This is a genomic window from Mogibacterium sp. CM50, from assembly GCF_000293155.1.
Taxonomy (GTDB): domain Bacteria; phylum Bacillota; class Clostridia; order Peptostreptococcales; family Anaerovoracaceae; genus Mogibacterium; species Mogibacterium timidum.
In genome coordinates, this window is sequence record NZ_ALNL01000044.1 from 156383 (window position 1) to 169578 (window position 13196).

9 protein-coding genes and 15 tRNA genes are annotated in these 13196 nt (G+C 42.5%); all 24 read right to left on the reverse strand.

Annotated elements, in window-relative coordinates:
* Positions 1 to 42: 42 nt before the first annotated feature.
* The 24 genes from HMPREF1152_RS08095 to HMPREF1152_RS08210 all read right to left on the reverse strand — a co-directional run bounded on the left by HMPREF1152_RS08095 (position 43) and on the right by HMPREF1152_RS08210 (position 13008).
* On the reverse strand, positions 43 to 2613 hold the full coding sequence (locus HMPREF1152_RS08095) for an SH3 domain-containing protein (RefSeq protein WP_009644628.1): 2571 nt from the start codon (positions 2611 to 2613) through the stop codon (positions 43 to 45).
* Between the two features lie 281 nt (positions 2614 to 2894).
* A tRNA-Phe gene (locus tag HMPREF1152_RS08100) sits at positions 2895 to 2970 on the reverse strand.
* A gap of 19 nt (positions 2971 to 2989) precedes the next feature.
* A tRNA-Ile gene (locus HMPREF1152_RS08105) sits at positions 2990 to 3066 on the reverse strand.
* A 5-nt stretch (positions 3067 to 3071) separates the two neighbouring features.
* A tRNA-Pro gene (locus HMPREF1152_RS08110) sits at positions 3072 to 3148 on the reverse strand.
* 7 nt (positions 3149 to 3155) lie between these two features.
* Positions 3156 to 3231, reverse strand: a tRNA-Trp gene (locus tag HMPREF1152_RS08115).
* A gap of 18 nt (positions 3232 to 3249) precedes the next feature.
* A tRNA-Ser gene (locus HMPREF1152_RS08120) sits at positions 3250 to 3343 on the reverse strand.
* Between the two features lie 23 nt (positions 3344 to 3366).
* Positions 3367 to 3455: transfer RNA gene (locus HMPREF1152_RS08125), tRNA-Ser, on the reverse strand.
* Between the two features lie 17 nt (positions 3456 to 3472).
* Positions 3473 to 3548: transfer RNA gene (locus tag HMPREF1152_RS08130), tRNA-Lys, on the reverse strand.
* 4 nt (positions 3549 to 3552) lie between these two features.
* Positions 3553 to 3629 (reverse strand) — tRNA-Gln (locus HMPREF1152_RS08135).
* Positions 3630 to 3679: 50 nt separating this feature from the next.
* Positions 3680 to 3756: transfer RNA gene (locus HMPREF1152_RS08140), tRNA-Arg, on the reverse strand.
* Positions 3757 to 3770: 14 nt separating this feature from the next.
* A tRNA-Gly gene (locus HMPREF1152_RS08145) sits at positions 3771 to 3844 on the reverse strand.
* 4 nt (positions 3845 to 3848) lie between these two features.
* Positions 3849 to 3923, reverse strand: a tRNA-Gly gene (locus HMPREF1152_RS08150).
* A gap of 8 nt (positions 3924 to 3931) precedes the next feature.
* Positions 3932 to 4016 (reverse strand) — tRNA-Tyr (locus HMPREF1152_RS08155).
* Positions 4017 to 4021: 5 nt separating this feature from the next.
* Positions 4022 to 4096, reverse strand: a tRNA-Thr gene (locus HMPREF1152_RS08160).
* 13 nt (positions 4097 to 4109) lie between these two features.
* Positions 4110 to 4186 (reverse strand) — tRNA-Asp (locus HMPREF1152_RS08165).
* A 6-nt stretch (positions 4187 to 4192) separates the two neighbouring features.
* A tRNA-Val gene (locus HMPREF1152_RS08170) sits at positions 4193 to 4268 on the reverse strand.
* A 93-nt stretch (positions 4269 to 4361) separates the two neighbouring features.
* Positions 4362 to 5003, reverse strand: a complete 642-nt coding sequence (locus tag HMPREF1152_RS08175; RefSeq protein ID WP_009644841.1) for a YigZ family protein — start codon at positions 5001 to 5003, stop codon at positions 4362 to 4364.
* Positions 5004 to 6458, reverse strand: a complete 1455-nt coding sequence (gene hslU / locus HMPREF1152_RS08180) for an ATP-dependent protease ATPase subunit HslU (protein WP_009644761.1) — start codon at positions 6456 to 6458, stop codon at positions 5004 to 5006.
* Between the two features lie 9 nt (positions 6459 to 6467).
* Complete coding sequence (gene hslV, locus HMPREF1152_RS08185) at positions 6468 to 7007, reverse strand: ATP-dependent protease subunit HslV (RefSeq protein WP_036381036.1); 540 nt, start codon at positions 7005 to 7007, stop codon at positions 6468 to 6470.
* A 24-nt stretch (positions 7008 to 7031) separates the two neighbouring features.
* Positions 7032 to 9155 (reverse strand): type I DNA topoisomerase, encoded by a 2124-nt coding sequence (topA, locus tag HMPREF1152_RS08190; protein ID WP_083844360.1) that lies wholly within the window; start codon positions 9153 to 9155, stop codon positions 7032 to 7034.
* A gap of 84 nt (positions 9156 to 9239) precedes the next feature.
* A complete protein-coding gene (gene dprA, locus HMPREF1152_RS08195) occupies positions 9240 to 10103 on the reverse strand; it encodes a DNA-processing protein DprA (RefSeq protein ID WP_169731147.1) in 864 nt (287 codons plus the stop codon).
* Between the two features lie 10 nt (positions 10104 to 10113).
* Positions 10114 to 11649, reverse strand: a complete 1536-nt coding sequence (locus HMPREF1152_RS08200; RefSeq protein ID WP_009644718.1) for a YifB family Mg chelatase-like AAA ATPase — start codon at positions 11647 to 11649, stop codon at positions 10114 to 10116.
* A gap of 8 nt (positions 11650 to 11657) precedes the next feature.
* The gene (locus tag HMPREF1152_RS08205; RefSeq protein WP_009644659.1) at positions 11658 to 11999 is read right to left on the reverse strand and encodes a YraN family protein; all 342 of its coding nucleotides are present in this window, start codon (positions 11997 to 11999) and stop codon (positions 11658 to 11660) included.
* Positions 12000 to 12174: 175 nt separating this feature from the next.
* A complete protein-coding gene (locus HMPREF1152_RS08210) occupies positions 12175 to 13008 on the reverse strand; it encodes a Cof-type HAD-IIB family hydrolase (RefSeq protein ID WP_009644591.1) in 834 nt (277 codons plus the stop codon).
* Positions 13009 to 13196 lie beyond the last annotated feature (188 nt).

Here is a 13196-nt window from a genome sequence, read left to right on the forward strand (position 1 = left end):
ATTGACTATCGGGTAAAACGCTCAACCAATAATCATCGATCACTAGTGTGGTAATGATGTCGACGCAGGCATATTGCTAAACACCGGAATTATAAATACGAGAGATTCATTTGTAATTCCATATGCGCTGTAGCTGTTCTTAGTCGAAATCGACTCAGTATATCCGGCAGAAATATTAGTCATATACTGGTGAGTTCCTACTCTGCTCGGGCCGTTGGCAACGTTAAACTTCTGGAAGTATACGGAATTCTGACCCTTCTTGATGTATCCGTTGGCGATGAATTTAGCACCGCCGAAAACTGCCTTTTCCTTTGAATCCCAACCCTGGCTTTTAGCATATTCCATACCTCTCATCACCGGATTAGCATCGGAATATGCTCCTATATTATATGGGTTATAGTAGGTTTTGCCTAAGTACGTATATCCGGTTATTGCGATACTGCCGCCTCCGGTTTCCTGTCTTGCACGAGCTGCAAGTGCGATTGGACTCATACCGTTTTGCTGACCAGCATTTACGAACCAACCCGGCATGAATCCGTTACGTTCAAGTGCTGTTCCCGAGAGGATCTTAGATACCGCTGCATTGGATTGATATGGTTGATATGAGAGATCTTCAAACATGAAGATATTGTTCTCGTTTATAAAGTTACGTGGATCCATGTAGTATCCGATAACTTCAGTGTTAGCATTGAACCATGTTGATCCGTCCTTAGGAATATATGTTCCAGATGCTATGAACTTACCTGTTCCCTGAAGCGAATCTATTCCGACTACAGTAGGCTGAGCATTTGTCGAACTTTCCTGCGCAGGTGCGTCAGCTTCCCGCCCCTCATATTTCTGGTCGCTAAGCGTAATCCAATTAGATGCAGCATAATAGGTTCTTCCCTTATACTGAAGTCTATACCATGTGTAGTTTGCAGAGCTGATTGCACCCGTAACAACTACATCGGTATTCTTGGAGAATGTTCCTGCTGGCACACCGGACAAATCATACGAAGCCCTATAGTTCAAATAATCGCGAACCTTACCACTAACGCTTGCATCGTCGGATTTCACATCAGCAGCTGCTGATATCGAATCAACAGGAGCATAGTATACCTTGCCGCTAACTGCAATCTTATACCAGCTTTGATTATCAACATTCTTAACTACAGAAATAATAGTTACGCCCTGTCCATTTGCAATCTTTCCAACTTCTTTGAAGAGATTTGATGGTCCCATCCGATAGGTTGCTTCCTGCTTTACAGTTCCATATACAGAACCGTTATTATTCAATGCCTTAGGTGTCTGTGCCGGCTGAGTACCACCTGCTGTGTTATCAACTTGAACAAAATTGCCGCAAATATATGCGAAACCGTTGTTATGTTTAATCTTGTACCAGGTTACTCCGTCAGCAGCCTTTGCTGTCAAAACAATGGAAACTTTGTTGCCGGTATTAGCACCTCCGACTCTGCTATAGCCTGTGCCGGCACCTTTTCTTATATTAGTGTATCCACCCTTCACAGTTCCGGATACTTCATTTGAATAATTCTCATTAGTAACACTGTTCTGAATGTATCCAATCTGCCCTGACGCAGTCTTTACGTGTACATACTTCGCATCATCGCTACCTTTATTCTCAGCGAATACTTCATCGAGAAGCACAAGCTCTGTATTGGCATTAACCGAACCTATCGTACTTGCTCCCGCTTTAGCTGCATTGTATAAAGGTCTTGCTTGATTATTTGCTTTGAAGCTGTATGAGTTTACATCTCTGTAAGATAGAGGGTATGCTCCATTAATGAGCGAAACACCATCTCTGCTCTCTTTAGCCAGCGCAGTATTCCAATCTATGCCGGTATTTTTCGCTACGAACTTCCAGTTAGGATGTGCAGCGTGAAGCGCTCTCAACTTAACCTTATAATCCTCCGGAAAAGCAGCTATAGAGCTTTCAAAATCGCCCTGTGCAGTCTGATTATCGGAAGGCTGACCGTTCTGGGAATTCCCCGGTGTCGGTTGTATGCCGGGCTTATTCTGTGGAGTTGTAGTACCGGTATTGCTGGATGTTCCGCCTTCATTGCCGGAAAAAATACTGCCGGTTATATTTACCCACGAAGCACACACAAAATTATACCCGCCGTTATATTTAATCATGTACCAGTTAACATTGGAGTTGTTGGCCTTGGCCTTTAATAACACTGTCAGATTAACATTAGCTCCAAATGTTGTAGACCGCTTGAAGCCGGTACCCGCACCCAGTCTGCTGTTAAGAGCCGCGGTAGTTCTTCCTGTAACAGCGGAATATTCTACCCTGTTAACAAAGTCAGATCTGATGTAGCCGCTCCTTCCTCCGTATTTTATATGGTACCATCTATATTTAGCATCCCCATTAGAATTTGACGTAAACACAACATCTGTTATTGTAACTCTCCTTTTGTTGGAGATCCCCATTACTTTGCTTGTTGAAGTAGATGCGCCTGACCTCACGTTGACACCGATGCTTGAATTGACATATCCGGTAGCATTCTGAACAGACTGAGCATCTACGTCAGTGAAGCAAAACGCAGCTATAATAAGTGAAAAGATGAATACCGCCAAACAATAATTAAGTTTTTTCCTTAAACTGTTATTCATTAGCTCCTCTTTCTTAATAAATATATTCATTCGAAATCGATAAATTACACAAAATTGCGCGAACAGACACGCCACTTTTAAATATGATAACAAATTATGAATATCATTTAAAGAAATTGCAGGCTATAACCGTTGAAATTTCAATATTTAATATGAATATGGCAGTGCAAAATTAATAAAAGATAACAAAAACACAATATATAAATATAATTAAAATTAATAAGCCAATATATAGAATATTTATAGAAAACAAAAAGAAGCCGAAAAGCTTCCTTTAATAATGGTGCCCAGACTCGGAATCGAACCAAGGACACAGGGATTTTCAGTCCCTTGCTCTACCAACTGAGCTATCTGGGCATGTAAACTAAATAAATAATGGTGGGCCATCGGGGACTTGAACCCAGGACCTGCCGGTTATGAGCCGGACGCTCTGACCAACTGAGCTAATGGCCCAAAAATGGTCGGGGTGGCAGGATTTGAACCCGCGGCCCACTGGTCCCAAACCAGTTGCGCTACCAAGCTGCGCTACACCCCGTTAACATTGGCAGGGGCAGAAGGACTCGAACCCTCGGCACGTGGTTTTGGAGACCACTGCTCTACCAACTGAGCTATACCCCTATGGTATATTTATTAATATGGCGGAGAAGATGGGATTCGAACCCATGCGGCCCTAATAACGAACCCTAACGGTTTAGCAAACCGTCCTCTTCAGCCTCTTGAGTACTTCTCCAAAAGCTACGACAAAATGATCCTTGGCGGAGAGGGTGGGATTCGAACCCACGGTCCCTTTCAGAATCACTGGTTTTCAAGACCAGCTCCTTAAACCACTCGGACACCTCTCCGGATGCTGCAAATAATTTGGTGACCCATCGGAGATTCGAACTCCGGACACCTTGATTAAAAGTCAAGTGCTCTACCACCTGAGCTAATGGGTCACAATGGCTGGGGTAGCGGGACTCGAACCTGCGAAATCACGGAGTCAAAGTCCGTTGCCTTAACCACTTGGCTATACCCCAAAATCATGACTTCTAGTTCGTCTACTTAACCAAATTAATTCCTAAAAAAATGGTGAGCCCACAGGGATTCGAACCCCGGACACACGGCTTAGAAGGCCGTTGCTCTATCCAACTGAGCTATGGACCCGCAAAAGCAAAAAATGGAGCGGATGATGAGAATCGAACTCACGCTATCAGCTTGGAAGGCTGAAGTTCTACCATTGAACTACATCCGCAAAATGGAGCGGAAGACGAGATTCGAACTCGCGACCCTCGCCTTGGCAAGGCGATGCTCTACCCCTGAGCCACTTCCGCACATATATTGGTCGAGGGAGATGGATTCGAACCATCGAAAGCACAGCTAACGGATTTACAGTCCGCCCCCTTTGGCCACTCGGGAATCCCTCGAAAGCTGGAGCTGATGGAGGGAATCGAACCCCCAACCTGCTGATTACAAATCAGCTGCTCTACCGTTGAGCCACATCAGCATATTTACTAAATTGGCGACCGGGAACGGGTTCGAACCGTCGACCTCCAGCGTGACAGGCTGGCATTCTAACCAACTGAACTACCCGGCCAAAATATGGTGGACGCTATAGGGCTCGAACCTATGACCCTCTGCTTGTAAGGCAGATGCTCTCCCAGCTGAGCTAAGCGTCCATAATATTTGTTTGTCGCACTAGAGTTTATAACCTCAAATCTCCAATTTTGTGCCTACAATTTCACTCAACTGCGTTACTTATACTAGCACAGCTATTCTGTGCTGTCAATCACAATTTTTGATTTTCTCGCCTCCTCATCTACAAGGTTACATACACCGGATGTAACCTCTGTGACGACAGATATAATTTCCTCTCTATGAGCTTTATCGCCACTTATTTCCAAAGTGACCATATCAGTGTACTCTATTTTATCAATCTTGAAAAGCCCTGATTTTGAAAATTTTTCAATTTGTGACAAATGATTATACGGAATCTCATATTTTAACGAAACTGATTCTCTAACCTCACAGAGCTTAGCCTCGTTAAGAGCTAACCTGACTGCCGCTGTGTATGCGCGCATCAAGCCACCAGTACCGAGTTTTATTCCGCCAAAGTATCTTGTAACCACAATAACAAGATTGGTTAAACCGCTATCCACAATCATGCGAAGAACCGGTGCGCCGGCAGTCCCCTGTGGCTCACCATCTTCGCTCGACCATTGCATCTCTTGTTTATTTCCAATGACCAGCACCGGTACATTGTGCGTAGCATCCTTGTATTTTAACTTTACTGAGGATATATAAGCCTTTGCCTCATCGTAGGTCTCGACAGGAAAAATATGTGCTATAAAGCGAGATTTTTGAATTGAATATTCTGCTTCGGCTTCCCGATATACAGTTTCATATAATTTCATTTATAGTATGTACTTGTCAACATCAACTTCCTTGACAGTCTCCTTGAATTTATTTCTTACAAGTTCCCTGTCAATCATAACCTTATCTATGTAATCATCAGGCAACTCAAAGGATATATCCTCCAGCAGCTTTTCCAGGATGGTATATAATCTGCGGGCACCGATGTTTTCGGTCTGTTCATTCATCAAATAAGCCATTTCAGCAATCTCATCAATCGAATCGTCAGTAAATTCAACCTCAACACCTTCTGTTTCAAGAAGCGCCTTCTGTTGTTTTGTGACTGCATTTTCAGTTGCCGTCAATATCTGCTTAAAATCATCTTTATCGAGATTCTTCAACTCTACACTTATAGGAAATCTACCCTGAAGCTCCGGAATCAAATCCGAAGGTTTTGACACGTGAAAAGCACCCGCTCCGATAAAGAGCATATGATCGGTTTTAACCGGACCGTGCTTAGTGTTGACGACACTTCCTTCAACAATCGGTAGAATATCTCTCTGTACTCCCTCTCGAGAAACATCGGCTCCCGAGGCCATAGAACTGCCTGAAGCAATTTTATCAATCTCATCTATAAAGATTATTCCATTCTGCTCTGCATTCTCTATGGCATCGTCAACAACCTGATCCATATCAATCAGATTCTGTGCTTCCTGCTCACGCAAAACTTTTCTTGCTTCTCTAACTGTTAATTTTTTGTGCTTGGTTTTCTTAGGCAGCATGTCGCCGAAGATATTACCGATTGCAATTCCCACACCTTCATTTTGCATGTCCAGCTGATTAGTTTTAGGGGTGTCGTCAACCTCTATATCGATCAACTGATCTTCCAATTTGCCCTCTCTGAGATGTACTTTAACCTGCTCTTTTGCCATAGCTACATCTTCAGGAATAGGTGTACTTTGCTTATCGTTAGTCTGCTGCTCTTCGTACTGCTTCTTCTGGCTTGGATAGTTCGAATTATTCAAAAAGAATTCGAACGGATTAGGGCCATTTACATTCTTTGCGTTGTCATCGGATTCTCCGGGAACTTCTCCGGGAATTAGTGCATTAATAATTTTCTCTTCAACAATTTCATCTGCTAAATCATATTTTTCATTAATTCTCTGCTGCTTGGTAATCCTGATTGATGCTTCTACTAAATCTCTAACCATAGAATCAACGTCGCGTCCGACATATCCTACTTCAGTAAACTTCGTAGCTTCAACCTTAACAAAAGGGGCTTCCATAATCTTGGCAAGACGTCTGGCAATTTCTGTCTTTCCAACACCGGTTGGTCCCATCATCAGTATGTTTTTAGGTGTGATTTCCTCACGCATAGCATCACTGAGCTGGCTTCTTCTATACCTGTTACGAAGTGCAATCGCAACAGATTTCTTAGCTTCTGATTGTCCGATAATATACTTATCCAACTCTGCCACAATTTGCTTAGGAGTCATTATCTTAAGGTTCTGTTTCATTTTAACCCCCTATAGCTTTTCTACTGAAATATTATCATTTGTATATACGCAAATCGAGGAAGCGATTTCGAGTGATTTACGCACGATGCTTTCTGCGTCCAAATCTGTATTGTCAAAAAGTGCTGAAGCCGCAGAATATGCATAATTACCACCTGAACCGATAGCTACCACATCCTTGTCGGGTTCAATTACTTCACCATTTCCGGAAATCACAAGCATGTCATCCGTATCTACAACAATCATCAACGCTTCTAGACTTCGTGTAGCCTTATCATTTCTCCAAAACTGCGCCAAATCAACTGCAGCACGCTTTAAATTTCCGTCGTGCTCCTGCAGCTTGTTCTCGAATTTATCAGTAAGAGAAAAAGCATCAGCAACCGAACCTGCAAAGCCGGTAAGGACTTTACCCTTAAATATCTTTTTTACTTTTTTCGCACCGTTTTTCATGATGGTTGTCTCACCCATTGTAACTTGTCCATCTCCCCCTATGCATATATCGCCATTAGGTCTTTTAACGGCACATATGGTTGTTGCATGAAATTGTATCATTCTAACCTCCAGTTTTGTCTATATCTATTGTTCCTGATCAAAGTGCACATAATCACACTTATCGTTAGAACATTTTATTTTTTTCTTTTTACCTTTTCCTTCTATGAGCATCGAGCCGCATTTTGGGCACAACTCTCCGGTTGGTCTATCCCAGAACGAAATATCACAATCCGGATATCCGCTGCAACCATAGAAAAGTTTTCCCCCGCGTCTGGTTCTCTTCTCGACAATCGGCTTACCGCATTTTGGGCATTTTACACCAATTTCCTTGATGATCGGTTTTGTATTTTTGCATTCCGGATAGCCGGTACATGCCAGGAACTTACCAAACCTGCTTTCCTTTATCGCCATAGGTCTTCCGCATAGTTCGCAAACCTGATCACTAAGAACTGTTTCTTGCTCAATTTTTTCAACTTCCTCCTGAGCAATTTTTAGTTCTTTGCTAAAGGGCCCGTAAAAATCCCTAATAACACTTCTCCATGCCTCGTTTTGCAGCTCCACCTGATCGAGATGATTTTCAAGCTCTCCGGTAAATTCGACATCGACTATGTCTCCAAAATACTGAGATAATATTCCTGTCACATCAAAGCCTAATTGAGTAGGAACTAAGTTCTTTTTTTCCCTGGTAACATACCGCCTGCCGGTAAGAGTCGTAATTATAGCCGCATATGTACTTGGACGTCCAATATTTTTTTCTTCCATCTCTTTAACTAATCCCGCTTCGGTATATCTGGCCGGAGGCTGTGTGAACTTCTGCTCCTTCAAAATAGAGTCACAAGATAGCACTTCTCCATCGCCAAGTTCGGGAATGGATATATCCTTCTCACTGGATACCGGATATACCTTTCTCCAGCCATCAAAGACAAGTCTGGAGCCGGTTGCTCTAAACTCATAATCGTTATTATCTATGGAAACAGAAACTGTATCAAACTCAACCGGAGACATTTGGGAGGCAACAAAGCGATTCCATATTAAATTATAGAGTTTAAACTGGTCAGGTGTCAGCGAGTCACGTATATCTTCCGGTTCTAGTGTCACATCTGCCGGTCTTATCGCTTCGTGAGCATCCTGAATATCTTTATTCTTATTTGAGAAAGAATTATTGTGGCTGTATTCAGCCCCAAAATGAGCAGTTATGTATTCAGCCGCAGATTCCTTGGCAACCGAGGATACTCTAACTGAATCAGTACGCAGATACGTAATCAGGCCTCGAGTGCCGATGCCCTTAACATCAATGCCCTCATACAACTGCTGGGCAATCTGCATCGTCTTTTTGGTCTGAAACCCCAGTTTAATCGATGCATCCTGCTGCAAGGAGCTCGTTGTAAACGGAGCATAAGGTTTTGGCTTTCTCTTGCCGTATTTGACACTCTTCACAATGAATTTTCCGGCTAAAAGCTGCTTCTCCACTTCATCAGCTTCTTCACCGGTATTAATTCTGATATCCTTACCCTTAAACTTGCTCAAGCCTGCGATAAAGTTATCACCAAAGTCAGCAGCTATTGTCCAATATTCCTCAGGTATGAATGAATTGATTTCACGCTCTCTGTCGCAAATCATCTTAAGTGCCGCAGACTGAACACGACCTGCTGACAGCCCTCTTTTCACCTTCTGCCAAAGCAAAGGGCTTATCTGATATCCGACAAGCCTATCGAGTATACGTCTTGCCTGCTGAGCATCAACCAGTCCCATCTCTATTGGTCTAGGAGCTTTAATCGCCTCCTTAACAGCCTCCTTGTTAATCTCGTTGAATACAATTCTGCAATTGCTCGTAGGATCGATGTCAAGTAAAAACGCTAAGTGCCAAGATATTGCTTCTCCCTCGCGATCGGGATCAGTTGCCAGAAGCACGCGCGATGCAGCGGCAGCGGCTTTCTTAAGTTCTTTAATCTTGTCACCCTTCCCCCTTATATTAATGTAATCAGGCTCAAAATCATCACTGAGGTCAATTCCAAGTCTGCTTTTTGGCAGGTCTCTAACATGTCCAACTGATGCCAACACGTTATAGGACGAGCCGAGATATTTGCCAATTACTTTGGCTTTTGAAGGTGACTCAACTATAAGCAGAGTACGCTTTCTAGTTGTACGCTTTTTTGTTTTGGTCGTGCTTTTCTTCTGCGTTGATGTTTCGATTGCTGTTCTAGGCATTAATTTACCCCTTACTCATTATTGCAGGTATATAACTTTCCTCTATACGATTAAATATTAGAGTTCATGATAAACCCTGTTTTTTTATTTTGCAAGAAATACTTTGCCGCCATACGTAATTATAGCACCTTTAATCTCGAGCACTGTTAGTATAGCACTGACTTTTCCTGCGTTTATGTTGAGATTGTGTGCAACGAAATCGATAGTGCAGCCGTTACATTTTCGAATAACATCGTATACTCTCAGCTCATCACCTCCTAAGCTTTTTTCTTCAATCTTTGTTGGAACATGCTCGTATCCTGCAATATCAGCCGCAATCTCCCCAACGCTGATCATTGGGATTGCACCGTCTTTGATAAGCTTATTAGTTCCCACACTAAATTGACTATTTATATTGCCCGGAACAGCATAAACGGTCTTACCTTGCTCGTTTGCGTATTCAGCAGTAAGGAGCGATCCGCTATTTAATCCCGCCTCAACGACCACTACTGCTTCTGCTAGACCGCTTATAATCCTGTTTCTCTGTGGAAATGTAAACTTTGAACCGGAAGTTCCCGGTGGATATTCAGATACTATGACACCTCGTTTCTTGATTGCTTTGTATAGCCAGGCATTTCTGACCGGATAAATTATATCAATACCGGTACCAAGAACAGCTATTGCTTCACCTCCGACCGAAACTGTCCCTTCATGTGAAAAGCTGTCAATTCCGTATGCTAATCCTGAGATAACAGGAATTTTTGCTAATGCGAGTTCTTTCCCGATCATCTGAGATACTATCTTGCCGTATAAAGTGTATTTTCTGGAACCGATTACTGCAACCGATCGTTTCTTCAGTAGCTGCACATTTCCAATGCAATAAAGACGTTCAGGGGGGTTACGTATCATACGCAGATTGTCCGGATAATAATCTGAATCAATATCTATTATCTTAATTTTGTCATCCATTGAATGTTCATCACCTTCCATTCTCAAAATCACTGCTTCTATAGCGTAGCGCCTCAGCCAAATGATCTACGGTTACGCTTTCCGACTGTCCTATGTCCGCAATAGTCCTTGCTACCTTTAACGTCCTAATATAACTCCTTGGAGAAAGCTTTAATTTGTTATATGCATTTTCCAGAAATACTTTTTCATTCCTCCCGAGGCGGCACGCATCACGAATACGGCTGTCACTGATATTTCCGCACTTGTCACCTCGTCCATTCATCATCGAAAAGCTTTTAGCAGAACTAACCATCCCACGCATTTCAACGGTAGAAAGATTTCCGGCAGATTGCAAATTAACCGCTTCAAGATCAGAATATGTCACTTCGTGCATGTTGAGTTGAATATCAATCCGATCTAACATAGGACCGCTGAGTTTCCTTCTGTATCTCGCAATTTCAGCCATAGTACAAGTGCACTCTTTGGATTCAGAACCCAGAAATCCACATGGGCAAGGATTTGCCGACATAACAACCAATGCGTCGCAAGGAAACTCGTATGTCGCACCTTGCCGAGAAATAGTTATAGTGTGCTCTTCCAACGGTTGTCGAAGCGATTCAATCAGCGAGGTATCAAATTCACACAGTTCATCAAGAAACAGCACTCCGTTGTGGGAAAGAGACAGCTCTCCGGGTACAGGTTGCATCCCACCGCCAAGTAGCGCAGCACGTGTTACAGTATGATGTGGTGACCTAAAAGGTCGATGGGACAGCATTCTTTGACCCTTATTGAGCTTACCTGCCACTGAATGTACCACTGTTGATTCTAGAAGCTGTTCTTTAGACAGCTCCGGAAGTATCCCCGGCAGTCTCTTGGCCAGCATAGTCTTACCGCAACCGGGCGGACCGATCATAAGCATCGGATGATATCCTGCTGCTGCAATCACAAGAGCTCGTTTTGCGTATTCTTGTCCACGAATTTCGTTGTAATCCGGCATGCGAGACCATTTGAGGTTATCAGTTTCCAGTCGTGACTTCTGAATATTGCTTTCAGTTATCTGATTGTTAATCGAGGCAATGGTTTCTTCCAAGCTTTCAACTCCTATAATCGCAACGTCTCCTACCATGGATGCTTCGACGGTGTTTTGCTTAGGCAATATGATTCTTTTTATACCTGCCTTTTTTAAGGAGAGTACAATCGGTAATACTCCATCAATCGGCATAACTTTGCCATTTAATGAGAGTTCTCCGATCAACGCATACTCTCTTGCTTTGATATCATTCACAACCATCTGACTTGCCAATACGCCAATAGCAATCGGCAGGTCCAGGTGACTGCCTTTCTTGCTCAAATTTGCCGGAGACAGGTTGACCGTTATATGTCCATGCGGAAACGCATATCCTGACTGAATGATCGATGCTTTAATCCTTTCTCTGGACTCAACAACAGATTTTGATGCAAGTCCGACAATATTGAAATTAGGAAGTCCATTGGTAATGCACGTTTCAATATTTACAACCCTACCGTCTATCCCTATGATAACTCCACTTTTTATGTTCGAAAGCATGTTCACCTCTAGAAGCAATCGGTATTGAATCTTGTCTCAATCTCGAAGACATCGAAACTAACGTTGTAGCTATTAAACTCCTTATGTTCGGATAAGAAAATATTGGCAACATTCCTGATATGCCTGATTTTAGATCCGGATATTGATTGAGCCGGGTAACCATAAGTACTTCCGGTTCTTGTCTTAACTTCGATAAAGCTGATAATTCTTGATTTTATTTCAATTGCAATTATATCAATTTCACCAAGTTTACATCTATAATTTCTATCAATGACATCATATCCATACTGTTTCAATATCGCCGATGCCATGTCTTCCCCTATATTCCCTATAGCTCTGTTATAATTCATAACTCACCTTCCGACGACCATCTGTGAATACACCTGTAAGGTATTTGTATCATGAAATAGCCGACGAATCATTATGCTTGCATAAAAAGTGCATATAGAGCCGGAAATAGTGAGCTCCCGGTCTATATGCATGTTTTGTGTTTAAGTAATTTGCATTAAAAATGATTAAAAACCGTTACACATCTTCACCGAAGCAGAACTTCAGTATCGCCTTCCCGACCCCGCCATTAATGTTGGTGTCGGTAACATAATCTGCATGTGCCTTTACAATATCCCATGCGTTCTCCATAGCGACGCCAACGCCGGCAAGCTCTATCATCGGAATGTCGTTAGCTGCATCTCCGCAGCAAAGCAAATCGGATCTGTCTATCGATAGAATCCTAAGCAGCTCAGAAATAGCCTTGCTCTTGCCGGATCCTACGCCTCCAATCTCGATATTGTTTGGAACAGATGACGTGATATTGGCATCATCGAACTCATTTACAATTATGCGAGTAGCTTCAAGCTTATCCTTGTCTTCGAAGAAAATATTTATATTTTCAATTTCTTCTGAATTTGCAAGCATAAATTCAAAGATGTCATCCAAAGGATTCCTTGTTTTGAGCACATACTCCCGTCTTCTGTGCACGCTACCTCTTACATCTATGTCGTGATATAGCGTCGCATCGATGTAAGCCCTTCCACCGTGAAAGGCTTCTAACCGGAGATCTCTTTCCCTAGCTAAATCAACTACACGCCCTATTACTTTAGGATCAATGTAGCTTGTATACACATCATTGTCCAGCTGCAAATCACGCACATGTGCCCCGTTTGAAGAGATAATGTATCGAAGACCACGGATATTCATGATATCATCAGGCACAGCGCTTATAACGCGGCCTGTTGCTATTACAACATTAACCCCGCAAGCAATTGCGCGTTCAATTGCAACCTTGTTCAAATCCGGCAAGCAGCCATTGGTACCCAGGGTCGTCCCGTCGAGATCAAGTCCTATAATTTTAATTCCCATCTATACCTCTTATACCTTATACCTCTAAATTAACTCTGAAAAAATTACCAAATAATATATACTCACGAATTGTCTACAGCCAATTGCAAATAATCTAAGGTTGAATTATAATGCACTATTGAACTATCGGAAACTGTATATATAATTGTTTATTATATATTGAAAAGCTTGGATTATCTATATTTTAT

What these genes read in the sequence shown, in the direction of transcription:
- HMPREF1152_RS08210 (WP_009644591.1), bottom strand. Translation starts at nt 13,008, where the DNA reads ATGGGAATTAAAATTATAGGACTTGATCTCGACGGGACGACCCTGGGT.
- hslU (WP_009644761.1), bottom strand. Translation starts at nt 6,458, where the DNA reads ATGAAACAGAACCTTAAGATAATGACTCCTAAGCAAATTGTGGCAGAG.
- hslV (WP_036381036.1), bottom strand. Translation starts at nt 7,007, where the DNA reads ATGATACAATTTCATGCAACAACCATATGTGCCGTTAAAAGACCTAAT.
- topA (WP_083844360.1), bottom strand. Translation starts at nt 9,155, where the DNA reads ATGCCTAGAACAGCAATCGAAACATCAACGCAGAAGAAAAGCACGACC.
- dprA (WP_169731147.1), bottom strand. Translation starts at nt 10,103, where the DNA reads ATGGATGACAAAATTAAGATAATAGATATTGATTCAGATTATTATCCG.
- HMPREF1152_RS08175 (WP_009644841.1), bottom strand. Translation starts at nt 5,003, where the DNA reads ATGAAATTATATGAAACTGTATATCGGGAAGCCGAAGCAGAATATTCA.
- HMPREF1152_RS08200 (WP_009644718.1), bottom strand. Translation starts at nt 11,649, where the DNA reads ATGCTTTCGAACATAAAAAGTGGAGTTATCATAGGGATAGACGGTAGG.
- HMPREF1152_RS08205 (WP_009644659.1), bottom strand. Translation starts at nt 11,999, where the DNA reads ATGAATTATAACAGAGCTATAGGGAATATAGGGGAAGACATGGCATCG.
- HMPREF1152_RS08095 (WP_009644628.1), bottom strand. Translation starts at nt 2,613, where the DNA reads ATGAATAACAGTTTAAGGAAAAAACTTAATTATTGTTTGGCGGTATTC.